The sequence below is a fragment of the Microcoleus sp. B7-D4 genome, assembly GCF_036705125.1.
Lineage (GTDB): Bacteria > Cyanobacteriota > Cyanobacteriia > Cyanobacteriales > Microcoleaceae > Microcoleus.
On the sequence record NZ_JAUBTT010000088.1, the window covers coordinates 1 to 23,332 of the forward strand.

Genomic DNA, 23,332 nt, shown 5'->3' on the forward strand with positions numbered 1-23,332 from the left:
GTGTCCGCATTGCGACCCACAACAAACGCATAGCTAGCATCCGGTAAAACCGTTACCGAAACTCCCTCATTCACATCGAAGTAATCAAAAGTTGAACCCAGCCCTAAACTTGCATAGCGAGTGGTAGCAGCAAAACTTACCGGGTCATTATTAGTAATATCCAGTACGCCAAATCCTTTGCTATCTTTGCCGCTGTTTGTGAACGTCATTTTCAGCGGATCGACCGTAGCAGCTAATCCTTCTAACCCTTCATCAGCCGTTACAGTTCCGATTAATTGATTCCACTTTCGGGGGTTCTGACTTGGATCGCGGGGTCGGTCTTTGGGGTCAATATTCACAACGTAAATCTGGCTGTTTAACCCATTGGGCGCGGTAACGAATAGCTTCTTGCCGTCGCTGCTAATTGCCATCTGTCGCAAACCGCTAGGTGCTGCACCAACTGTGATAGTTTGGGTAACTTGGTGATACTTGGAGGAGAACGGGTTGATATCGAGAACGTAGATGGAATTGCCGCCAGCTTTGCCGTCAGCAATGTAAGCGTATTGGTCGCGAGAATCAAGTACAATTGAACGAGGCGATGCACCGCTAGGCAAATCGATCGGATTGATGCCAGCTATATCGGCTTTGGTGTCTATTTGCTGTCGGGTTATCGGATCGACTAAAGCGACTCGACCTGAAGCTTCTAGAGGCACGTACACGCGAGAACCGTCGCTAGTTACAGTCAAATCTCTGGCTCTATCTAGTCGATCGTCCGTACCTACAGCAATGTTACCAATTAGCAAGTCGCTGCTGTTCGTTGTCGCCACAACAGATTCGGGGTCGGAACCGTTGAGTACGGCGATTCTATCCGCTGTCCACTGGGCCCCAAAAACATATTCTGTATCGTTTTCAATCCGGTAGGAATTGCTGTTGTAGAGAATTTCTGTTGCTGGTTCTGCCGGATTTGAACTGACTTTTTCGTTCTGTTTGCGACTGAGGACAATTCGGGAATCGCCCAAGGGTACGGTGTCGGGAACTCTGACAGCTACTTCAAATTTATTGTCTGCTAATTCGCGACTGAGGTTGGTTAGTATTGTGCCTTCGTAAGCTTGGTCACCAACATAAAATTTTACCACTAAATCGCTAAATTGGCTACCTTTGGGGTCGCCAAAGTTGTCTGCTAAAACGTTGCTTCCCGTCAGAAACAAAACTGGTAGATTGTTCTCAAAAGGTTGATTGTTTGCGTCTTTGAATTTGACTTCTGCACTTTCAATCAGTGGAGGATTTTTGGGATTTGCCGCATTTGGAGCGAGTTGAGATGCGCGTCTTTCCGCAAAAATACCCTCTTTACCGAAGTAGTCGATTTGTCTTTCGTTTACAGGTTCGCCAGTGAGAGTATCGAGTTCAAGAGATTTTTTTACGGGGGGGTAAAACTGAAATCCTTTAATGTGGGGCTAAAATTGATGGATTTGGAGGAGATTGTGGTGTCTTCGGGGTTATTGTTAAAACTGTCTGGAAGTCCGGGGAGTGCTGGCTCTGGGGTAGGGCTGCTAAGGGCTTGAGGATTGAGTAAGTTTGCGGTATTTAGGTCGAATTCAGGTATTAAGGTCGTTTCACCAATAGGGAACGGCTCTTGACTGTTGAAGGGCGATTTATTGGAAAATTTCATTAAGATGCGAACAAGCGATACAGTAACTTGTTGTGATTCTTAGTATCTCACCATAGGAAAATTGTTTTTGTCAAGCTGTTGAGGCAGAAATGTGGGTTTTTGTTATAAAACTTTACATTGTGTTCTAGATTCCCAGTACGATCGCACAATTCCGCCAAAACAATCTCGATAATCCGGTGAGAGAGCAATTGCAGCAGAATAATTAAGAACGAGAAACTAAAGAACGGACGTAAAAAGACACCGATCCAATTAAGTAAAAAGCATTCACCAAAATCAACAACGTTTTTCCAACATAAGAATTAACAAAACCAAAAACGCGGTAAGTTGACAGCAGGACTAACAACATTTCAACCAAAGAAACAATTGACCCGTAGTGCTTCCGATCCCAATAAGAAAACGGACTGATAAAACGGTAATTGCTGAACGGAAAAAAGTGCCGATGAGCGTCGTCATTGTGGACAGGCAAATCTCCCAGAGAGTGTAGTATCATGCTGATAAACAGAATTTGCACACTTTGCCAGCCAAAGTAATAAGCAATTAGCAAACCAATAACCGCCAGAGGTATAGAATGAAACAGAGCCACAATATCTTGCACAAAAGGCTCATAATATGCTTTTGACCAAATTGTAGCTTCGGGCAAGCGAGCAATGTATTTCGCCCAAAAGTAAAATAAAAATATTGGGATGTCGGGTAAGATTCCGCCAATGACAATAATGAGATTAGCTTGCGGCAGTTGCGGTGTGCCAAGAATTGCCAGATTGATAATAGCGTGGCTGGGAGTCTTCATCAGTAGGGAGCGTCAACTAGGATTATCTTATTCATAATTGATCAGATATTAGACATCTCCCATAATTCTTGTGGAACAGGCATCCTGCCTGTTCTTGAATATCTTTTTGGGAGATGTCTATTAGGTGACGCACCCTACGTGTGAGATAATTGGCTCCGGTTACAAGTAAGGTTGCACTCGATCGATCAACTGCGCCGGTTGCATAACTCCCTCAATGCGATCGACCTCAGCGCCATTTTTGAACAACACCAAAGTCGGCAAAGCATAAATGTGATACTGCGACGCCAACTGTTCGTACTTATCCGTGTCAATTTTGACAACCATCAGCTTGTCTTTCATCTGACCACTCACTTGCTCCAAAATCGGTGCCATCATCTGACAAGGCCCGCACCAAGTAGCGTAAAAATCCACCAACACGGGCAAGTCAGAGCCCGATAGTAACTCCTCAAAACTGCTGAACTGTTTTTGAACTGCCATAAGACAAAATAATTTTTTGGGTTCTGGCTCGATTTTAGTGCAAAATTCTCTGGTAGATTGCGAGGATACAATTATGGAATTATTACCAGAGACTTTTCAGAGATTGCGGGGTCAAGTTGCTGTCGTGACCGGTGCGTCGCGGGGAATCGGCCGCGCCGTTGCTTTAGCCCTAGCCACAGAGGGCGCTAAAGTCGCCGTCAACTATGCGAGTTCGAGTGCGGCTGCTGATGAGGTGGTAGCAGAAATAGTCGCTGCTGGAGGAGAAGCTGTCGCACTTGCAGCAGATGTCTCGAAAACTGACCAAGTAGATTTACTCACCAGTAATGTCATGGAAAAATGGGGACGAATTGACATTTTGGTGAACAATGCCGGCATTACTCGCGATACTTTGCTGCTGCGGATGAAGTTGGAAGATTGGCAAGCGGTAATTGATTTGAATCTAACTGGCGTGTTTTTGTGTGCGAAAGCTGCCAGTAAAATCATGCTGAAACAGCGAAGCGGCCGAATTATTAATATTGCTTCGGTTGCTGGACAAATGGGCAATCCCGGACAAGCTAATTACAGTGCGGCGAAAGCTGGGGTAATTGGATTTACTAAAACTGTGGCGAAAGAGTTGGCGAGTCGCGGGATTACGGTGAATGCGGTTGCACCGGGTTTTATCACTACAGATATGACTAAGGATGTCAAGTCTGATGAGATTTTGAAATATATTCCGCTGGGGAGATACGGGGAAGTTGAGGAAGTTGCGGGGATGGTGAAGTTTTTGGCGGCAGATGCGGCGGCGGCTTATATAACGGGGCAGGTTTTTAATGTGGATGGGGGGATGGTAATGGCTTAGGATTTCGGGATTTTTTTAACCGCAGATATCGCACAGGCAAGATGCCTAGATATCGCACAGGCAAGATGCCTAGATATCGCACAGGTAAGATGCCTAGATATCGCACAGGCAAGATGCCTAGATATCGCACAGGCAAGATGCCTAGATATCGCACAGGCAAGATGCCTGTGCCACGCGGATATCTGCGGTTAAATTTATGTCTCTTAAGCTGTTCTCCATTTAAATTGTGTGTCAAAAATCACTCAAATTATTGTGGGATGGGCACGCGAGCCCGTCCCGAATATGCAATTTAAACGCGCAACAGCTTAGCCTGTGCCACGCGGATATCTGCGGTTAAATTTATGTCTCTTAAGCTGTTCTCCATTTAAATTGTGTGTCAAAAATCACTCAAATTATTGTGGGATGGGCACGCGAGCCCGTCCCGAATATGCAATTTAAACGCGCAACAGCTTAGCGTATTTGAACTGAAATTAATTAGGCTGAATTTACCTATTTTCAGTTTATTTACAGCATATTCCATGTAGATGTGGTACACACAATCTTCTAGCCCGTGTAAGGTGCGTCGCCACCCGTCAATCTGTAAGTTTTATCGACCAATATTTCGCAGCGACGCACCCTACAGATTAACACCACACACTATATTTATAGTGTACTTCATGAACCACCGAAGAGGCTGTAATAAAAAATAATTACTTTAAAGCTGCACGCAACTGATGGAGGACTTTTTTGTATTTGGCAAGGCGTTGAAAATCTGCCTCTGTGGGATTGGCGATGCGACGAATATCAAGATTATGAGTAACATCAGCGATTTTGACTGCCAATGCGATCGGGTTGGCAATAACACGTTCTAAATAAGCTGGATAAGCTTCTCCTTCTATTTTGGTAATCGCCTCGATCGCCGAGACGATAACTTCAGGAAAACCTTCGCTTCTAAGTTGCTCAAGTGTAAGTTCAGAATCTTCGACCGCATCGTGTAAAACCGCAACGATTTTCTGCTCTATAGAAGTTACATTTTCCATCACAAATAGCGGATGATCGAGATAGGGATTGCCTGCCTTATCAACCTGCCCATCATGAGCTTTGGCTGCGATCGCGATCGCTCGTTGTAGTAATGATTCGTACTCTGAGTTCGTATTTGACAACATAGTAAAGAAGTTCTCTATTAAAGTTTCAGTCCCCTCGCGGGGAAAACGTAGTGTGGGAGTTTTTATTTTAAATATTCCTGCAACAATTTCCAAGCCATGTGAGTACCTTCCCCGGCGTTGACTTTTTCAAAATCTACATCTTTTCTCAAAACTACCAAACCCACACCTTCTTGGATTTCTATTTTATCACAATCGCTAACTCTCGCCAAAAAAAGGTGGTTTTTTTGTAAAACTTTTCTATCATTTTGAGTCTTTTGGTGAGTAAAAGTTGTGATAAAGTCCATTTGGTAAAAATTGGTTGTGAGGCAAGTTTCTTCCTCCATTTCTCGCACTGCTGCCTCCTGTGGACTTTCTCCTATGTCCACGCCACCACCAAAAGTAGAAAGCATTCCTTGACTGGCAATACCTGGGATATTATCTCGCAGTTGAGCCCCAATCTGACCGTTGGGGAGCATGAGAAAAATGCGAACTATTGACTGAGGAATATTCATGTTATCGATGGAATAACAAAACTCAAAAAAGTTGAGCTATAGTTTTCTAATTTGAATCCAAATTTTCCTAATCCAATTGTACACCGCAGCATACAAAGCCAGTAACTTATTGACAAAACTTTGCCAAATAGAACCTTCCCTTACCTCAGAAACTTCTTCGGTTTCCACGGGCAGCGGCGGCATCCCGACTACTTCATACAGCGGATATTCGCCACTTTTCCCCGGAATTGGCACGGATACGCACCGATCGACGATCGCCAATTCCTTAACTTCCTGATAAGTCTCCTCGGAAATCAGTAAACTTGTTCCTACTTGCTTGTTAGCAGCCTCGATCCGGCTGGCCAAATTCACCGCATCTCCTATCGCCGTAACTGTCTGACTCTTCGACGCCCCCAAATTCCCCACAACCACCCAGCCGCAGTGAATGCCAATCCCAATCCGCAATCGGTGACGGTATAAAGTCTCAAAATAGGGATTGAGTTTCTCTAGTTCCTCCAGCATCTCCACCCCAGCCCTCACTGCTTGTTCCGCCGCCTTGTCGGGATTTTCCAACCCAAACAGTGCCATAAAACCATCTCCCATGTAATTATTAATCATCCCGCCATTGCGGTTGATCGCATAACCCATTTTTTGGAAATAGCGATTTAAAACATAAATTACATCGTAGGGCAACAGCGATTCTGCAAACGCAGTAAACCCGCGAATATCGGCAAACAAAATTGCAATTTTCTTCTCTTGCCCGACAGGAGTAGAAATCAACTTTCCCGCCATTTCGTCGTTAAATGATTCCAAGTCTTCAGAATCGATCGCCAATCGGCGCAAAATCACCTTGCCGCCCGCAACCTGTGTCTGACAAGCCAGTCTAATTTCCGGTTCTAAACGCAATTTTTGGGCAAGTTCCTCTTCCGGCGAAGTGCGCGGAGAGCAAAATTCCAAACCTTCGACAATCAATACCCGGCAAGTCGAACACCGGGCGCTACCGCCGCAGATGTGGGTGTGGGGAATGCCGGCACGCAGGGAAGCTTCGAGAATTATATCGTCGTCGTCTATCTCGATCGTGCGATCGTCCGGCAGATAGTGAATCTGTGGCATATGTGGCGCGTCTAGCTAATTAGCGAGGAATCTCGCGGACATCTGTTATTGCAGCTAACCTGTATGCAAACCCGGTTTCTGGGCATTTTTTCTGTATCCCTGATTCCTTAACTATAAGTCGCGATCGGCATTTGCTTCTCGTTTCGTCAGCTCAAGCGCCCAACTGACCACGAATTTCTTCATGTGGTACCCGCCACGTGATTTATCCGTGGAATCAATCCCAAATCGAAAATAGAAAATCACTTATTGCCCCCGCATTTATCCGTGGGGTCGCCTCTAAAATCTAAAATCTAAAATCTAAAATCGATTGACACCAGTTTAAAAAAAGAATGCAACTCTAGGCAAGAGTCCAACTCTTAGCTCATCATTCATTTTCAATTCTAATATCTAAAATGGTATAACTGAACACTAAAATTTTAATCTCAGCGTAAAAATACCCCAATTCAAGCTCTGGAGTTAATCTAAAATCTAAAATCTAAAATCTAAAATAGACTGACATAATTCTTAATAAAATTTATATCGCCCAAACCCTATAAATCCGTTATCAAATCCCCTTCAACCGCCATATATTTTTAGGATTTTGCAGAGTTTTGCTGTGCAAACCTTACTTGGCAATAGTTTCAGCTTTTTTGCTCTCTAACAACTAGCCAATTTTCGTGAGATAGAATAGCAGCATCTTTAAAACGAGTATAACCATGACTTCATCAACAGCCCTACAAAACATCGAAAAACACATTCCCATCGTAGGAGATGTGCATACCAAAAGTCCGATCGCCTACGGAGCAACCCGCCTCGCAGTCAGTGCAGTTAACGCGGTGCAAATGGCAGTAGCAGAGTCTTATATCAACGGCTTAGAAGTCGCAGATTCAGTATTGCGATCGCTTTTTGATACCTGTATGCCCGTCTTTTTTAAGCATATCCCGTCCCTGCTTGCACCCTACGAATGGGTACTAACAGAAACAGACCATACAGCCGAAGGGCCGCGGGATTTAATGAAGATTCAGTACGACTTGCCTCAAGCAATGCTGAATCCGATGTTAGGCGATGGAAAACTCATTTATCCTAAATACAGCATGGGGTTGTGGGAAAAAGGAGCCGCCAACCTTGAACAATCGCAAATGCAGATGATTGATGATGTGATTGAAAAGCTAGAGATTCAAGATGGCGACAATATTTTAGACTTTGGTTGCGGTTGGGGTTGTGTTCCCAATTACATTCTTTCCAAATTCCCCAATGTCCAGTTTACTGACATTAACCTCAGCCACCACCAATGCGAGTATATGCGTCAGAAGATGCAATACCCCGAAAGCTACCTTAGTTCAGGTCGATTTACCCTATATGAAGGCGATTTGAACGACGCCAACTTCGAGACAAAATTTGACAAAATTCTCTCCATCGGAGTTTTTGAGCATGTAGGCAATTTAACGAAAGCTTTCCAAAAGCTGGCATCTTCCCTGAAGGATAACGGCAAAGTTTTCATTCACATCATCACAGTTCGCACTCCCAACAATATCTCCAGCGTTTTCACCCACAAATACATTTTCCCCCACGGCCGTTACTGGAAATACGATACAGTTGCCAGCCACAAGAAAGACCTCAAAACCATAAAAAACTGGTATCTCAACGGATACAATTACTCCACAACCTTTGCTAACTGGCTGAAAAACTTTGACGATTATCAGGCCATAGTCAAAGATTTCGACTACGGCATCGACTATGCCAAATTTCGCCGCATCTGGCGGTTTTACTTAATTTGGTTTGTGGCTAATTTCGCGAGTTGTGACGGCGAATATAACGGCAACGGTCAATATTTAATGGTTCGTGCCTAACCGCTAATCAGCAGACCCAGCTCAAAAAACCGAACACCCCAAACCCCGACATCTCAAAGAAGTCGGGGTTCTTGAGCGCGAGCTACTTATCCTGAGAATGAAACTTTTCTACGTTGATTTAGGGCGATCGAGAAGTTTTGCCTTCTTTTGAGGAATTTTTCTGAGTTTAAAAAAGTCCGGAATACGATTATTGCTCGCTGAATAAGAGCTATATCAAGCGTGAGCCTGCACAATACTTTTTAAATTCCATCCTCGATCGGTAGTGATGATCTCCGAGCTTTTACTACAAAAAGAGAGTTGATTTATACAATGGTAGACAATATGAAACCTTCTCTTCCTCAAGACGACCAGAACCAAGAACAGCGCAAAGATTCCTTGAAGCGTCAGCAACAAGCTTATCAGTTTGACAATGACGCTTTATCGCCTTTGGCATTATTGAAAGATGTGCCGCCAGTCGAGAACTTTTCGAGCAAGTATATTGGAGAGCGGATACTAGCAACATCGGAACTTCCCGGAAATATGCTGGCAGCCGATTCGAGAAGTTTTCTCGATCCTCTCGACGACCTCCAAGACTATGAAGATTTCTTTACTCTGCTGCCGCTACCTGCTGTTGCCAAAATCTACCAAACCGATCGCTCTTTTGCAGAACAGCGCCTGTCTGGAGCAAATCCGATGGTGCTTCGTTTGTTAGATGCCGGCGATCCTCGGGCGCAAACACTGGCACAAATTTCCAGCTTTCACCCATTATTCGATCTGGGCCAAGAGTTGCAACAAAAAAACATTTACATTGCCGATTATACGGGTAGCGACCAACACTATCGCGCGCCTTCAAAAATTGGAGGCGGCAGCTATGAAAAAGGCAGAAAATTCTTGCCAAAACCGCGAGCTTTTTTCGCTTGGCGGTGGACGGGAATCCGCGATCGCGGTGAACTGGTGCCGATCGCCATTCAACTAGATCCGACCCCAAATAGCCATCTTTACACCCCGTTCGATCCTCCTGTGGATTGGCTGTTTGCGAAACTCTGCGTGCAAGTAGCAGATGCCAATCACCACGAAATGAGTTCGCATTTAGGTCGAACTCATCTGGTGATGGAACCAATCGCGATCGTCACCGCCCGACAGTTGGCTAAAAATCACCCCCTTAGCCTGCTGCTGAAACCGCACTTTCGGTTTATGCTGGTCAACAACGAGCTGGCGCGTTCTTATTTGATCGCTCCGGGCGGGCCAGTCGATGACTTGCTAAGCGGTAGCTTGCCAGAGACAATGGAAATAGCTAGAGAGGCTTGCAGTAACTGGAGTCTGGATCAATTTGCCTTCCCAACCGAACTGAAAAATCGGGGCATGGACGATCCAAATCAACTGCCTCACTATCCTTACCGAGATGATGGATTACTGCTGTGGAATGCGATCGAAACCTTTGTCTCCGGCTATCTCAAACACTTTTACCCGACAAATGATGCACTCGTCCAAGACGTGGAACTGCAAACTTGGGCCCAAGAATTAGCCTCGAATGAGGGCGGTAAAGTCAAAGGAATGCCCAGCAAAATCGACACAGTTGAACAATTAATTAAAATTGTCACAACCATAATTTTTACCTGCGGCCCGCAGCATTCAGCAGTCAATTTTCCACAGTATGAATACATGAGTTTTGCCGCCAATATGCCCTTGGCAGCATACCGGGACATTCCCAAAATTAATGCTTCTGGGACTCTCGAAGTGATTACGGAAAAGGACATTTTACGGTTGCTTCCTCCGTACAAGCGAGCGGCTGAACAACTGAAAATTATGTTTATTTTGTCAGCTTATCGATATGACCGTTTAGGTTTTTACGATAAATCTTTCCGAGAACTCTACCGCATGAGTTTCGACGAAGTTTTTGCGGGAACCCCGATCGAACTTTTGGCCAGACAGTTCCAGCAAAATTTGAATATGGCAGAACAAAAAATTGATGCTAACAATCAAAAACGAGTAATTCCTTACATTGCTCTTAAGCCTTCGTTGGTACTCAATAGCATCAGTATGTAGGAGTGTATTTTTGGGGTTGGCGAGACACCCAACCCCTACTCCCCAAAAGAAAATTCATTGTTTGTGGAACAGGCCGGAAAGCCTGTTCTTAAGCATGGTTCAAGATGTGGCTGCCATGCGAATTCTCAGCTTTTGTAGTCTTCAGCGATCGAGTAATTTACAGACATTGTTCCAGAGGAATCAGTGAAGGTAACTTCATCTTGATAATGCCGGGGTGTTTCCACCAGCAACCGCCAAGCGTCGCCAGCATTGATTAAATTCATGCGAGCGGGATAGTGAATTTGCAATAACTCTTGCACCATCGGATAATAGTTTGAGTTGATGCTGGGGAAAATATGATGCTCTGTGTGGTAAGAGAAATTCAAGTGCAGCAGGTCAAATATTTTAGGAACCCGCACAGAAGCACTGTTGATCAGCGGGTCATTAATGGCGGTCATCCGGCAACCCATATGATTGGTATAGATGTAAAACATTGCCCCTGCATGACCAATTGCGATCGGCAAAAAGTACGCAAGAGCGATTTTGAGCGGATGAAAATTTAGGTAGAATAAAATGCTCGCATGAATGCCTAAAATTCCCAGACATTCAAATGCGATTGTCAATCTATCTTTAGGACTAACTGTAAAGGCAGCCGGTACGTAATCAACAGATTTATCGTTAAATAAGAGCACCGAGGTGAGATTGCGGAAATTATGCACTAACCACGAACCGGCCATCCCTACAATTAACCACACCGGATTGACTTCCACCGAGGGTACAAACAGATTTTGAATCCATTTTCCCCAAGTATCTGGTTGCTGGTACAGATAGTTGCGATCGGGATCTGCCACAGAATTCGTGTTATTGTGATGTACGAGGTTGTGCAGGGATTTCCACTGTGTAGGTGGCATAAACAGCATACTTAGTCCCAAAAAGGCGATCGGATAAGTCAGGCGAGACTTTTTCTGAACGCTGCCGTGCATCAAATCGTGGGAGCTAAATAGCAAAACTATGATACTATTACCCATCATGACGGCTAAAGGTAAGTAAAGCCATAAAAGGTAGACAGGCCAGCGATCGAGATTATCAGCAATTCCCCATCCTAACAATAATATCCCGATATTTATCAGAAGTATCCCTAACTTGCTGGAATTCGCTTCAAAGGCCTCTGATGGCAGCAGCGGACGCAATTTTTTAACATATACCGAGTGGTGAATTAGCGTTTCTTTGCCTAAAGTCGGCGTTGCCGTCTTGTCTAGAGTATTGACTGATTTTTCGGATTTCATGTGATCGCTAAGAGGATTTTGAGGTGACTTAATAAGTTTCTAAATTTAATTAGATTCCGTACCCGATTTTAGATTGAACCCACACATAAATCCGGCGGCTTATTGTTGTCAGGAGGCGGAGATTTTATCTGTCTCCACTGCAGCTATCCGGGAGCTTGCGATCAAATTGCTTTAGATCGAGGCGGCCTGATTGTTCTACCAAGATATTATTGTATCCTATAAAAAGATTTTTGGAACAACTATTAAAGGCTTACGCATCGATAATAGTCTCCCACTTTTCACTTTGGTTTAATCCCAATAACCAATTCTAAATAACCTATAAAATTAAAAAAGTCCGTTTCCCTGAACAATTTCTTTAATTGTCGTCAGCGTATCTAACCCGATCAATCCCCGGCGATAACCTTTTTGGTTGGACATTCCCAAAAATATCGCATCTCCCCGATTTTGATAGCGCCAAAACCGAGGTGAGGCATTAATAAAAGTTGAGGCGCTGTTAACATCCAGAGCAAATTGGCGACTTTCTAAGTAAGATTCAGTGGCAATGCAGTCAGCGTGACCACTGCTGTAGCGGTTGATCCAGCCGATCGCAATCTCTAAACTATCGACAACTTTAAACGCTATGGTTTTGTTTAAATACGGTTGAGTCCACTCGTATTGTTCCGCCAGCTTCAACTCTGGGAAATCTGCAACAAGATCCGCATCGCCGCTAATTTGAAAGCCTTTTTCTTTTAAACTGTTCCACAGCCTGACTAAGGAAGAAGGCTTTTGGTTGCGATCGATCAGCACTTTCTCGATCGCATTAACAGGATCGGGCACGCTTTGATGGCTGTCCAAAATCATCCACCTTGCCATCTCCAAACTACCAGTCGGCGACCAATAAAGGTAACAATTTCCCATTGCCGACCTCAAAACTGGTGCTGTGCACAGCCTTACCACCTGCTGCACCAAACTTGGTCTACCGTAGGGAATAATTAAATTGAGATATTGGTCTTGAGTGACCAATTCTCGGATCGAAGCGCCCCGATCCGGCGGCAGTATCTGCAAACATCCCGATGGCAAACCTACCTCATCGATCGCCGACACCAAAGCTTCCCCAATTACTGTATTAGTGTGCCAGCTTTCGCTGCCGCCTTTAAGAATCAAACTGTTAGCGCTTTTGAGAGACAAACCCGCGGCGATCGCCCCCAACTCTGGAAAGGCCTCGTAAATTAGAGCGATCGCCCCCAGTGGTAGCGACTGACAGTAAACCTGACACCGATCGACCTGATAAGAAGCATTGATCACCCTACCGATCGGATCTGGCATTTCCCCCAACCGTTGCAGAATTTGCACAGTTGTCTTGATCCGTTCCGGCGTCAGCTTCAGCCACTCCACAATCAACTCGGGAATCGCCATGTCCCGACTCGCTTCTAGATCCAGAGTATTTGCTTCTAAAATATCATTTTGCCGCCGTTTCAGCGAGCCCGCCATCGCCTGCAAAGCTGCAGCGCGATCGGCACTCTTTGTCGTAGCCAACTCCAAAGAAGCTTGATAAGCGCGACGCGCGACATTTGCGGCATCTGATGAATGGGTAAAATCCTCTATTATCATCTAGCTAACGCCTGTAAGCGAGCCATACCATCAGCGCCGGCAGCATTGCTAGCAGCACCGCGACCATTGCCCACAGAATAATATTTGGGCCCGGCGAGTGTAGCGCCAAGGGCAACCAAATCACTAGCGGCACCAATATCATACCCAAAGCCAGTGGCAAGTAATGGGCCTTCAAACCCGGATGCGCTCTGTTCCACTGGTGGCCCGTCCACCGCCAAGCCTGCTTGTAAGGATAGTTCGTTGATAGTTGCTCGATCACGTCTCCACTTTCGTCCAATACAAATATTTGTTGACAGCGGTTGCAGCCAAAGGCTTCTGTCAACGTTATGGGAACTAGACGACCCCGCCGTCGGCAAGGACAGGGGTACTCATCGTTTAAGTCAATCTTTGGAGCTTTTTGAGATGGCACTAGCGATCGGATAAAAAAAGCGTTTTTGCAAAAATAATCGTTAACATATCCACTTAATCAAACTTGTCAATTCCGCCAAAGCGAGGCTTTCAACTGCCTGTTTCGAGATATCGCCCGATCGGCAATTTTGACTTACAAGTTCTGCATTCAATCTTACCACTAACTTAGGTATTTTCAACCATCCTTCATTAGGAGGATACCGAAAACTTTCTTGATCTACTTTCCGGTTTCCTTGATTTTTTTATCTTCTAAAGCGGGTGACGCGATTCGAACGCGCGACATTCACCTTGGCAAGGTGACGCTCTACCACTGAGCTACACCCGCATTTCCTGCGGTATTAATAATATTGTCTCAATTCTCTAAATTTGTCAAGTCTTTTTAGTAAGTTTTTTTCACAAACCCAGTAAACCCCCCCCAAACCCACTCCCCACCTGCAATTTCAGCAGCCAGATCATTAACCAAATCAGTAATTGCCGTGAAAATTGACCGCCATCGGCTAACTACAAAGCTACAATCAAGCTGGAATTGTGGGAGAACACTGTCATGTCAGATTTAAATCGCGGAATCATGAAGTTCAAGGGAGCTGACAGTCCTATAGCGATCGCCATTTCGGCGATTGTCATTGCCGGCGGAATCGGCTTCTTGATCTGGTGGGCATTGCAATCAGCCTACACCTTCAGCTAACAGACTACTCCAACGTAAAACTTATAAGGCATTGCTCAGAAGGCAGAATTTAAGAAAAATTCTGTCTTTTGCATTTTTTTGCCCTTAGTCTTGAATTTATTGCCCAGGAATGCGGATCGATTGCTGACGATCGAATGATTGCCATAAATCACCCGATCGGGCGAGTCGCTAGCATGAGCCGAGATGAATCCCCGATCAACTACTTTTGTAGTACACTTGTAAACACGGCGCGCCGAGAGCGCAGTTTTAAATGCAAGTGTTTGCAAGGGTTGTATCTCAACACAAATTTATGGCAAGCTTTCAGGACATTTTCCAATACTACAGTCGGTACTGGAAAATCTCAGTTTACAGCATAGGCGCATCCAGCGTTTTGGCACTAGCCGATTTGCTTGTTCCTTACGCGATCGGTCAAATATTAAACGTATTGTCGGGTAAAGCTACAGATACAGTAACGCAAAAACTCATAACAGCGATCGCCTCTGTTACCCAGCAGTCACCCAACAAAATATTATCGCTATCCGTCTTGCTGGGCATAATTTTTCTGGTAACAGTCGCCAAAGCACCGGTACAGCCTTGGGTGGGAAGTTGGTTCCACTGGGTGATACCATTGAGGGCAAGGCGCGATCGAATGAGAAGTGCGATCGGCAAAATCCTCACCTTACCCCTAGAATTCTACGACGAAAACAACGCCGGACGGATTGCCAGCCGCATCGCCAAAGGCATCGCCAACCATACTTGGACTTACCCAGAAATTGCCGGCGACTTCATCCCCGAAGTCGTCCGCTTAATCGGCATTTTTGCCGTTATCTGCTTAATTGAGTGGCGGATTGGCTTATTAATTGTGGTTTCATTCCTATTTATCCTCAGTTTCACCCTCAAAGGCCTGCAACAGGTGACTGCGCGGGAAGAAATTCTCGATGAATACATCGAAGATACCGAAAGCCGCAACTCGGAAATTATCACCAACATCAAAACAGTCAAAGCTTTTGCGACAGAAAGCGATGAACTCAAAAGGCAAACCACCAGACTCGATCGCGAATTAAAAGTCGTGATCCACCGCATTCACAAAGGATACGTCACCCTGGGGACATACCAGCAGACGATCGTCCAGTTGTGTTTGTTTTCAGTTCTCGGTTTTAGCCTAGCAGAAACGGTAGGAGGCAAAATTTCCCTCGGATATTTTGTTACCCTTTACACGTTGGCAAGCATGGCATATTCCCAACTGCGTCCGATTAGCATTATCGCCGAATTATTGGCGCGGCGTTATTCTTCAATGATCCGGTTCCACGAGTTTATGCAAACGCCAGACGGTGTTGATGTGGTTAATTTAGCAGAAAATGCTCGATCGGCACAGCCACCTTATAAATTTACCGGCAAAGTTGAGATCAGCGGTTTGACATTCGGGTACGACAGTCAAAAACCCGTTTTGCAAGATGTGAATTTATTGATTTATCCCCGTCACACTGTAGCATTAGTCGGGCGATCGGGTTCCGGGAAATCGACTTTAGTTAAACTTCTGTTTCGCTACTTTGAACCAAACTCCGGCCGCATTCTGATCGACGGCGAAGACATTTGCAGCTTAGACGTGACTCGCTACCGCCAGCGTTTAGCCATTGTCCACCAAGAAGTAGACGTTTTTAACGGTACTTTGCTGGAAAATTTGACATACGGAAACAGAAATGCAACTTTCGAGCAAGTTGAGGATGCTTGTCGCATTGCCAAAGTAGACGATTTTGTGCGGCTGTTGCCCCAAGGTTATTATACCGTGGTCGGGGAGCGAGGAATGCGCTTGTCCGGCGGTCAGCGGCAGCGATTGGGGATTGCCAGGGCGCTGTTGGTGGAGCCGGATGTGTTAATTTTTGATGAGGCTACTTCTAGTTTGGACTATGAGTCGGAGCGATCGATCCAGATAGCCATGCGAAATATTCTCGGTACGCGCACCACCATAATTATTGCCCACAGACTGAGTACAATTCGCGAAGCCGATGCGATCGTCGTACTCGACGGCGGTAGAATCGTCGAAGTTGGCAGTCACGACGAACTCTTGAGTCAACAAGGCATTTATCGCCGGCTGCACTCCCTGCAAGAAACCGGGGAATTAGTGAGTTAGGGATTTCCGATACTTTTTTGCTAACATTTGCTAACAAATACATAAGTTGAGATCAGATCTCAACCAAGGCGTATCAACCGATGCCCGTAGAAATTTCTACAAGCACTTATATTCTTGCCTTCAGCTTGGTTATCGCTTACAGCCCCACGCCAATCTGATTATTTGCTTTGATAATGTAGAGGCAACTTATTTATATAGCGGTTGCGTACTACCAAGGTTTTTCACCTACATCTGAGTGGCTAAATTCATTCTATATGACATGAAGACCAGAAGGCAAATGTAAGTGATTGTTAGCAAATGTCAGAAAAAGTCTGACTGTTAATCAACCTCTTAGTCTAGACTTAGGGTGCTCCGGGCGGCAGTGCTGTTTCATTCTCAGGAAAATCAGGCTTTTGTAGGGGTAGTGCTACCCCTACTCCCCGTGCCTACCCCCCCACAGACGAGTTCACAGGCGTTTGGGACATGGGGGCAGCCACTCTTTGCTGCCCCTACAAGAGAATGAAACAGCCCTGCTGCGGGCGGGCACCCAGCCTAGACTTAGGAATGCACACCTTAAACCAATACGCTTGGGTTAAAACTGTTTATTCCGGGCGATATCCCTTGCAGCATCCCCCTGGTTGTTGGGAGACGCAAGAGTAAGTTCTGGTCCCCCCCTTCGTAGGGGCGGTGCCCCCGTGCCCGCCCTAGGCTAGGGGGGATCGGGCTCGGGCCCAAGCGTATTGCACCTTAAACAGTGTTCAATTTTCCCGTCTGCCGCTAACTCACTTATGTGTTCTCAACTTAATGATTAGAGTTTTAAATATAATGTTGCAAATAAAGATTCTGGTGCTAGGATATATAACTGTGATGGAAATGGGTCGATGCCCGAGCGGTTAATGGGGGCGGACTGTAAATCCGCTGGCTACGCCTACGCTAGTTCAAATCTAGCTCGGCCCACCTCAATTTAATAAGAAGTTAAAATTTAAGAATTAAAAATTAATTTTTTAATTGGAGGTTCTTAATTTTTTATGCCCGTGTAACTCAGTGGTAGAGTACCTCCTTGGTAAGGAGGAAGTCACGAGTTCAAATCTCGTCACGGGCTTCCTAATTTATAGTATATCCATCAAGGGTTTCACGCTCATTGCACAGCAAGAAGGTTAGTTTTCCGCTCAACTTTGGTGCTGATGGTTTTCTAATATGTCCCAAACAACTTCCATATCTGCCAAGTCCGCCCTCGACTTTTTGCGTCTGGCTTTTAACTGATTGAGCAAGTCGGCTGGCTATGGAAATTCTGCGACTCCCCACAAGAAAACTTATTCTTTGTGGAACAGGCATCTTGCCTGTTCTTGAGAATGGTGAAACATCTCAGTTCCAACTGAGATATTGCACCATTCTCCATTACTTTTTTATGAACAGGCTTTTCGGCCTGTTCCACAATAAAATTCATCTGTTGTGGAACAGGCATCTTGCCTGTTCTTGAGAATGGTGAAACATCTCAGTTCCAATCGACTTTAGCTATGAGACTGGGGTTTCCCCCCGGCGGATACTGCCACAAACTGATCACAATATTGTACCCGTATCGAAATCCCCGACTTCTTCAAGAAATCGTGAATCTAATCATCCTCATCCAATCCCAGTGGCACAAAATATTGACTGTAAACCACACTATTCGGCTCCCAAAGCGGTCGCCAATAAACATTTTGGATCACCGCTTTCTCCCCATCACCATCAGCAGGCCACTGAAAACTGACGATCGCAATATTACTATATCCCACAATCTCATCACCCTCTTGCAGCCAGCGATTGCGCCACAACAGCGATATAAAATTCCACAACCTATGCAGGAAGGGCAATTGTTTATTTTTATGCGATCTATCTGACGCAGTTCCCTTTTCTAGCAGCAAAAATACCCGAGCTCTTTGCCGTTTAATCCAGTCAATCCGATAGCCCCAATCAGGCATAGATTGTCGATTCCTGACAGCAGCGATAGCTTTCTTTCTGCCACCCCTCGAAATTTTCATTAATTCCAGCGGGTCATTCCATCCCAAACATTCGTGCGATCGCTCAGGCAACAGCGACTTAATCTTAGTATGAACTAAATGCGTTTTCCACTCCTCATTAATAAAAGCACTAGCAGTTAACTGTGCCAACACAGAATATTGACAATTTGACCGATAATTCTCCCTCGTCAAAGGCTCAATATTCGATCGAGAATCGCCAAAATGACAATCAGACCAATAACTCAGTCGCACAGCAGCAGCATAGTGAATATCCCCCGTCAACACAATCACCCGATCGCGCTGCTTAAAAAACTCCGACAACAGCTTTACAAAAGCTAACTCATGAAAATTCCAAGCATCCCCCGCATCACTATTAAAAACCTTCCCCTGTGCCACATCCCACTTTTGCACCGCATCAATAATCCACAAACCCACCAAATTTGTCGGCACAACCACCAGAGTCGCCTCAATTTCAAACTCCCCAGTTTTATTCAGCAAATCAGTCTCCCTCAAAGGCCGCTGAATTTGCTCCTCAAAACCTTTGTGAGTCAAAAGCATCGGTGGATCGATCGGGCTTTCCACCGGATACCCCCGCCAATTCCGCGTATCCAGCACAATCACCTCGTGCTTAAAACTTCTCACAGTAAAATGCCAATTCAAAACCTCACTTACACCCTCGCCATCCCGATCCAAAATAAAAACATCTTCATCTAATTTCAACTTAGGCAAATGAGTTTTCGGGTCGAGCCCGGGAATTCCCAAATACGAAGCCGCCTCCTCCCAAGCAGAAACATCAGTCCCCGCCGAAGCAGACCATTTTTCAGCAGCCTTGAATAATTTATCTCCCGGTTTTTCGCGATCGAACTGTGCGGGCGTATTTCCCCAAGCCTGAAACACAGCGTAAGCCAGCAAAGCATTCTGCACCACCCGCCGGCCCAGCGGCTTTCCCAGCACCCGGTAACACCACTCTCGATTCAAATAAAAATCGTCGCTAACATCATGGTCATCGCAAATCATATAAGTAGGAATATTCGCTAGCGCCCTCCTCACTCTCCACAAATTGCGAGCAAAACCGTCAAGTTCAACAACTTCTCTATCCCAGACTTTTGCCTGCTTAGAATTTGGACAAATATCCTTACCCTTCGGAAAACTCGTGCACCAGAGTACCGGCGACCAAACTAACAAATACATCGCGCAATATTCGCCCAAACTGAACAAGTGACTTTTAGACTTGTCCGATTGATTCACCAACATCGCCGTAAAGCCGCCAAAATCTCTGGCAATATCGCTGCGAGTCCCAGGCTGTAACTCAATTGGTTTTTTGGACTGATACTCAGCATCAGACGGTTTCTGAATTGGCGACTCTCTAAAAATTTCCCTCTCTGGGCTAACTGCATTTTCGTTTTCCGAATTTTTAGGTATACTGATACACAAATTCTTTTTTATTTGGGCATCATCCATCAGGGGTAGACTTTCTTCCCAGCCCAACAGTGTATCGCCAGCGTCAGTCAAGGCCCACAGCATGGCATCGGCAACGTCGTCGCCGTAAATTTGGTCGCCCGTTAAAAACAGTTGGTGGGGCCTGCTATTTGCCGTTCCTGCAAACTGTTCGATCGAATTATCCAAGATTGGCAGCGCATCTCTGCCGTCTCCGTGCGGCTTGCGACAAGAACCGTGAACGATACGCAAATAGTTTAAATCGTTCGGCGGCAGGGCAAAAGTGGGCAACTGGTGAGCGAAATAACTAATCGTCTCCGGCCCCAAAGCCGATAAATCAGGGGCGGCAGGCCACAGGCAAGAAATGAGATTTTCTTTCTCATTTTCTGGGACTGCACCCGCCGACGGCGACTCGCGACTCGCAGCAAACTCGATGTCATAAGCATAAATTTGCCCAGATGTCAAGACATTGCTGTTAATTGGTTTAGCAGTCACCGCGACTACGTGCAGGTATTTGCCGATCTGCACGGTAGAGTTCGCACCTTGCAGCAAGGGCCGATCGACAATTTCGCCGGTTCCGCCCTCTGTCGAATAAACCTTGAGTTCGACTTGGCGGGGTGCTTTCAGAGCCAGCCAAACTGTCACGGCCCGACTTTCAGTCCGGCGCAAAATCGGGCCCGCAAGGATCAGCGGCAAGTGATGAATTCGATGACTTAATGGCGTCCACGACATAGGATTTAAAAAATAAAAATTAAATAAGGGTGTTCTAGCAATCAGAATTTTAGGCGATCGAGCATCTGTCACCGGCTTAATTAATGCTAAGTCTGCCAACCCAAGTCTCCAAAATTGTAACAATTCATTAACTAAAATTAATAATCATGCTACAAGAAGAACAATTACAACATTTCCGAGATTCAGCCCCGCAGTTGTCGGTAATTAAATCATCAGAACCTGCTGGACGCCCCAACAGCCGGCCGCTCTACTCGTCACCTTTAGATCGGGCGATCGACCGCCACCCCCTCACCGTGGCTCCAGAAACCCCGATCGCCCAAGTGTTGGCTCTCATGAACCCGATGCGTGTCTCCTGTCACCTTTGTGGCGAAAAACCAAACGCTGTTGCTAGCGCAGCCAAGCGCAGTTGCGTCTTAATCGTCGAAGATAATCGGCCCATCGGCATTTTTACAGAACGGGATATCGTCAAGCTAACTACCGTCGCAGCTTGTACAGTCGGACTGACAATTGCGGATGTAATGACTCGATCGCCCATTACCCTCAAACAATCCGAGTCTCAAGATATTTTCACCGCTATGTTCACGTTGCGCCAGCACTCCATCCGGCATTTGCCCGTAGTGGACGAGGACTCGCGACTTCTGGGCATCATCACCCGCGAAGCCATTCACGAAGCCCTGCAACCGATTAACTTGCTAACCAATTTGCGCTGTGCAGCAGATGTCATGACGCAGCAAGTGATTTCTGCCCCAAAAACTGCCTCAGCCCTCGATTTAGCCCAGCTCATGGTTAAGCATCGAGTTAGTTCCGTCGTCATTGTCAAAGAGCAAACTCAGCATCCCGATCGGGCGATCGCACCAACACAAAATTACCAAATTCCGATCGGCATTGTCACCGAGCGCGACATCGTGCAGTTTCACGCCCTCGAATTAAACCTCTCGGAAATCCCAGCAGCAAGGGCCATGAGTGCGCCTTTATTTTGCATATCTCCCGCCGATTCCCTCTGGAGTGTGCACCAGTCCATGCAGCGCCACTGCGTCCGCCGTTTGGTAGTAGTTGGCAGCCAGGGAGAACTTTTGGGTGTTGTTTCTCAGACAAGTTTGCCGCAAGTTTTTAACCAATCTGAAATGTATGGGACGATCGAGCTGTTGCAACAAGCAGTGGACGATCGAGCCACCCAATTGCAGAAAGCCAACGAACTTTTGCAGCAAGAAATTTTAGAGCGGCAGCGGGCCCAAGAAGCCCTGCGCCAAGCTCACGACGACTTAAAAAAACAAGTTGAAGAACGCACCGCTCAACTTTTAGAATCCAATGAATTGTTGAGACGGGATATTCTCAAGCGCCAGCGAGTCGAAGAAGTGCTGCGGCGAAAGCAAACTTGCTTGAAAAATCAAGCGCAGCAATTAGAGCAAACTGTGCGAAAGTTGCAGCAAACTCAAACTCAATTAGTGCAAACAGAAAAAATGTCTTCTTTGGGACAAATGATTGCCGGTATCGCTCACGAAATTAACAATCCTGTTAATTTTATCTACGGCAACCTTTCCCACGCCAGCCACTACATCAAAGAATTGATCCAACTTTTGGAACTTTACCAGCAGCACTATCCCGAACCAGTCTCGGAAATTCGGGAAGCAGCAGCAGAGATGGAAATCGATTTTTTGGTAGAAGACTTATCTAAGCTAGTGTCTTCTATGCAAGTAGGAACCGAGCGCATCCGCCAAATAGTTGTGTCGATGCGTAATTTTTCGCGATCGGATCAATCTAACATCAAATTCGTTGACATTCACGAGGGACTCGAAACCACTTTGTTGATTTTGCAGCACCGGCTCAAAGCTCACGGCGGACATCCAACTATTCACATTATTAAAGAATATGGCAATTTGCCCCACATCGAGTGCTGTGCCGGTCAGATCAATCAGGTGTTCATGAATATTATCGGCAATGCTATTGACGCTTTGGATGAAGAAATCCAGCAAGGGGAATGGGCGACGAGAAATGCGAAAAATTCACCCCCGTCAAATCCTAGTTCTCCATTGACTGTTCCCACTATTACAATTCGTACTGAAGTTGTTGGTGGCGATTTTGTCGCGATCCGCATTTCCGACAACGGGCGGGGCATACCGGATGAGATTCGCCACCAATTATTTGACCCGTTTTTTACTACCAAACCAGTCGGCAAGGGCACTGGGTTGGGACTGTCGATTTCTTACCATTTAGTTGTCGAACAGCACGGGGGGCGGCTCGACTGCGTTTCGGAACCTGGAGGGGGCACTGAATTTGCGATCGAGATTCCGATCGTCAGTTGTCATTAGTCAGCAGTCATGCGATTTTCGATTTTCGATTTTAGATTTTAGATTGAAGAATTGGAAATCACTGAGGAAGCTCGTGGTTTGGAGCGCGGGCCTACAGTTGCATTCTTTTTTTTAACTCGTATCAGTAGTCATTGGGAAAAAATAATATTCTCCCAATCTCCAACTCTCCAACTCTCCCGCTCCCCCAATCTCCCCCTCACCCGCCAATTCCTAAAAATTCACAATTTTTTACACAACACTCAAAACCCCAGCAAAATCACCCGCCACAGCCGAAAGCTAACATCACTTTGCCCTCCCCTGACCCAAATGGGCCCAACTCACTATCTCCTTTGCCTCATCCACTAGCGCCTTTGTGCCCGTTCAAGTTAGCCGCACAAGCCATCAACTGCCTGCATCCTAGCCCCAAAGCCAAAAGCCCAGATTGTTTGACAAGTTAATTTTTGTTTTATTTTTGTACCTCTTTATATTAAAAAAGTATCCTAAAA

Annotated in this window: 17 protein-coding genes and 3 tRNA genes; 8 read left to right on the forward strand and 12 right to left on the reverse strand. The window is 45.8% G+C overall.

Annotated elements, in window-relative coordinates; genetic code table 11:
- The 3 genes from QUB12_RS28400 to trxA all read right to left on the reverse strand — a co-directional run.
- Window positions 1–1,187: beta-propeller fold lactonase family protein (locus tag QUB12_RS28400; RefSeq protein WP_333300847.1), on the reverse strand; the 1,187-nt coding region annotated here is incomplete at its 3' end.
- A gap of 663 nt (window positions 1,188–1,850) precedes the next feature.
- On the reverse strand, window positions 1,851–2,435 hold the full coding sequence (locus tag QUB12_RS28405; RefSeq protein ID WP_333141093.1) for a hypothetical protein: 585 nt from the start codon (window positions 2,433–2,435) through the stop codon (window positions 1,851–1,853).
- Between the two features lie 159 nt (window positions 2,436–2,594).
- Window positions 2,595–2,912, reverse strand: a complete 318-nt coding sequence (trxA, locus tag QUB12_RS28410; RefSeq protein ID WP_333141095.1) for a thioredoxin — start codon at window positions 2,910–2,912, stop codon at window positions 2,595–2,597.
- A 73-nt stretch (window positions 2,913–2,985) separates the two neighbouring features.
- Between trxA and fabG the strand changes: the two genes are divergently transcribed.
- Window positions 2,986–3,750: a 3-oxoacyl-[acyl-carrier-protein] reductase gene (gene fabG / locus QUB12_RS28415; protein ID WP_333141097.1), complete on the forward strand. Its 765-nt coding sequence runs from the start codon at window positions 2,986–2,988 to the stop codon at window positions 3,748–3,750.
- A 689-nt stretch (window positions 3,751–4,439) separates the two neighbouring features.
- Here fabG and QUB12_RS28420 read toward each other — a convergent pair.
- From QUB12_RS28420 to QUB12_RS28430, 3 genes are all read right to left on the reverse strand, one after another.
- Window positions 4,440–4,895, reverse strand: coding sequence for an HD domain-containing protein (locus QUB12_RS28420; RefSeq protein ID WP_333141099.1), 456 nt, complete (start codon window positions 4,893–4,895; stop codon window positions 4,440–4,442).
- 62 nt (window positions 4,896–4,957) lie between these two features.
- A complete protein-coding gene (locus tag QUB12_RS28425) occupies window positions 4,958–5,386 on the reverse strand; it encodes an NUDIX domain-containing protein (RefSeq protein WP_333141101.1) in 429 nt (142 codons plus the stop codon).
- A 36-nt stretch (window positions 5,387–5,422) separates the two neighbouring features.
- The gene (locus QUB12_RS28430; RefSeq protein WP_333141103.1) at window positions 5,423–6,478 is read right to left on the reverse strand and encodes an adenylate/guanylate cyclase domain-containing protein; all 1,056 of its coding nucleotides are present in this window, start codon (window positions 6,476–6,478) and stop codon (window positions 5,423–5,425) included.
- 695 nt (window positions 6,479–7,173) lie between these two features.
- Between QUB12_RS28430 and QUB12_RS28435 the strand changes: the two genes are divergently transcribed.
- Window positions 7,174–8,307, forward strand: coding sequence for a class I SAM-dependent methyltransferase (locus QUB12_RS28435; protein WP_333141105.1), 1,134 nt, complete (start codon window positions 7,174–7,176; stop codon window positions 8,305–8,307).
- A gap of 321 nt (window positions 8,308–8,628) precedes the next feature.
- On the forward strand, window positions 8,629–10,332 hold the full coding sequence (locus QUB12_RS28440) for a lipoxygenase family protein (protein WP_333141107.1): 1,704 nt from the start codon (window positions 8,629–8,631) through the stop codon (window positions 10,330–10,332).
- 125 nt (window positions 10,333–10,457) lie between these two features.
- On the opposite strand, the gene QUB12_RS28445 is transcribed toward QUB12_RS28440, so the two are convergent.
- From QUB12_RS28445 to QUB12_RS28460, 4 genes are all read right to left on the reverse strand, one after another.
- Window positions 10,458–11,597: a fatty acid desaturase gene (locus tag QUB12_RS28445; RefSeq protein WP_333141109.1), complete on the reverse strand. Its 1,140-nt coding sequence runs from the start codon at window positions 11,595–11,597 to the stop codon at window positions 10,458–10,460.
- A gap of 324 nt (window positions 11,598–11,921) precedes the next feature.
- Window positions 11,922–13,187 (reverse strand): glutamate-5-semialdehyde dehydrogenase, encoded by a 1,266-nt coding sequence (locus QUB12_RS28450; protein ID WP_333141111.1) that lies wholly within the window; start codon window positions 13,185–13,187, stop codon window positions 11,922–11,924.
- Between the two features lie 4 nt (window positions 13,188–13,191).
- Window positions 13,192–13,596, reverse strand: a complete 405-nt coding sequence (locus tag QUB12_RS28455; protein ID WP_333056560.1) for a hypothetical protein — start codon at window positions 13,594–13,596, stop codon at window positions 13,192–13,194.
- Between the two features lie 252 nt (window positions 13,597–13,848).
- Window positions 13,849–13,920 (reverse strand) — tRNA-Gly (locus tag QUB12_RS28460).
- A 219-nt stretch (window positions 13,921–14,139) separates the two neighbouring features.
- Between QUB12_RS28460 and QUB12_RS28465 the strand changes: the two genes are divergently transcribed.
- The 4 genes from QUB12_RS28465 (at window position 14,140) to QUB12_RS28480 (ending at window position 17,471) form a co-directional block, all read left to right on the forward strand.
- Window positions 14,140–14,280 (forward strand): hypothetical protein, encoded by a 141-nt coding sequence (locus QUB12_RS28465; RefSeq protein ID WP_172188980.1) that lies wholly within the window; start codon window positions 14,140–14,142, stop codon window positions 14,278–14,280.
- A gap of 289 nt (window positions 14,281–14,569) precedes the next feature.
- Window positions 14,570–16,390 carry an ABC transporter ATP-binding protein gene (locus QUB12_RS28470; RefSeq protein WP_333141114.1) on the forward strand — a complete coding sequence of 607 codons (1,821 nt, stop codon included), beginning with the start codon at window positions 14,570–14,572 and terminating at the stop codon, window positions 16,388–16,390.
- Between the two features lie 854 nt (window positions 16,391–17,244).
- Window positions 17,245–17,326 (forward strand) — tRNA-Tyr (locus QUB12_RS28475).
- A 73-nt stretch (window positions 17,327–17,399) separates the two neighbouring features.
- Window positions 17,400–17,471: transfer RNA gene (locus tag QUB12_RS28480), tRNA-Thr, on the forward strand.
- 153 nt (window positions 17,472–17,624) lie between these two features.
- Here the strand turns inward: QUB12_RS28480 and QUB12_RS28485 are convergent.
- The gene (locus tag QUB12_RS28485; protein ID WP_333141116.1) at window positions 17,625–17,834 is read right to left on the reverse strand and encodes a hypothetical protein; all 210 of its coding nucleotides are present in this window, start codon (window positions 17,832–17,834) and stop codon (window positions 17,625–17,627) included.
- 148 nt (window positions 17,835–17,982) lie between these two features.
- Window positions 17,983–20,637, reverse strand: a complete 2,655-nt coding sequence (locus QUB12_RS28490; protein ID WP_333141118.1) for a PhoD-like phosphatase — start codon at window positions 20,635–20,637, stop codon at window positions 17,983–17,985.
- A gap of 47 nt (window positions 20,638–20,684) precedes the next feature.
- On the opposite strand from QUB12_RS28490, the gene QUB12_RS28495 reads away from it, so the two are divergent.
- Window positions 20,685–22,847, forward strand: coding sequence for a CBS domain-containing protein (locus QUB12_RS28495; protein ID WP_333141120.1), 2,163 nt, complete (start codon window positions 20,685–20,687; stop codon window positions 22,845–22,847).
- The last annotated feature ends 485 nt before the right edge of the window (window positions 22,848–23,332 follow it).

What these genes read in the sequence shown, in the direction of transcription:
- QUB12_RS28405 (WP_333141093.1), bottom strand. Translation starts at nt 2,435, where the DNA reads ATGAAGACTCCCAGCCACGCTATTATCAATCTGGCAATTCTTGGCACA.
- trxA (WP_333141095.1), bottom strand. Translation starts at nt 2,912, where the DNA reads ATGGCAGTTCAAAAACAGTTCAGCAGTTTTGAGGAGTTACTATCGGGC.
- fabG (WP_333141097.1), top strand. Translation starts at nt 2,986, where the DNA reads ATGGAATTATTACCAGAGACTTTTCAGAGATTGCGGGGTCAAGTTGCT.
- QUB12_RS28420 (WP_333141099.1), bottom strand. Translation starts at nt 4,895, where the DNA reads ATGTTGTCAAATACGAACTCAGAGTACGAATCATTACTACAACGAGCG.
- QUB12_RS28425 (WP_333141101.1), bottom strand. Translation starts at nt 5,386, where the DNA reads ATGAATATTCCTCAGTCAATAGTTCGCATTTTTCTCATGCTCCCCAAC.
- QUB12_RS28430 (WP_333141103.1), bottom strand. Translation starts at nt 6,478, where the DNA reads ATGCCACAGATTCACTATCTGCCGGACGATCGCACGATCGAGATAGAC.
- QUB12_RS28435 (WP_333141105.1), top strand. Translation starts at nt 7,174, where the DNA reads ATGACTTCATCAACAGCCCTACAAAACATCGAAAAACACATTCCCATC.
- QUB12_RS28440 (WP_333141107.1), top strand. Translation starts at nt 8,629, where the DNA reads ATGAAACCTTCTCTTCCTCAAGACGACCAGAACCAAGAACAGCGCAAA.
- QUB12_RS28445 (WP_333141109.1), bottom strand. Translation starts at nt 11,597, where the DNA reads ATGAAATCCGAAAAATCAGTCAATACTCTAGACAAGACGGCAACGCCG.
- QUB12_RS28450 (WP_333141111.1), bottom strand. Translation starts at nt 13,187, where the DNA reads ATGATAATAGAGGATTTTACCCATTCATCAGATGCCGCAAATGTCGCG.
- QUB12_RS28465 (WP_172188980.1), top strand. Translation starts at nt 14,140, where the DNA reads ATGTCAGATTTAAATCGCGGAATCATGAAGTTCAAGGGAGCTGACAGT.
- QUB12_RS28470 (WP_333141114.1), top strand. Translation starts at nt 14,570, where the DNA reads ATGGCAAGCTTTCAGGACATTTTCCAATACTACAGTCGGTACTGGAAA.
- QUB12_RS28485 (WP_333141116.1), bottom strand. Translation starts at nt 17,834, where the DNA reads ATGCCTGTTCCACAACAGATGAATTTTATTGTGGAACAGGCCGAAAAG.
- QUB12_RS28495 (WP_333141120.1), top strand. Translation starts at nt 20,685, where the DNA reads ATGCTACAAGAAGAACAATTACAACATTTCCGAGATTCAGCCCCGCAG.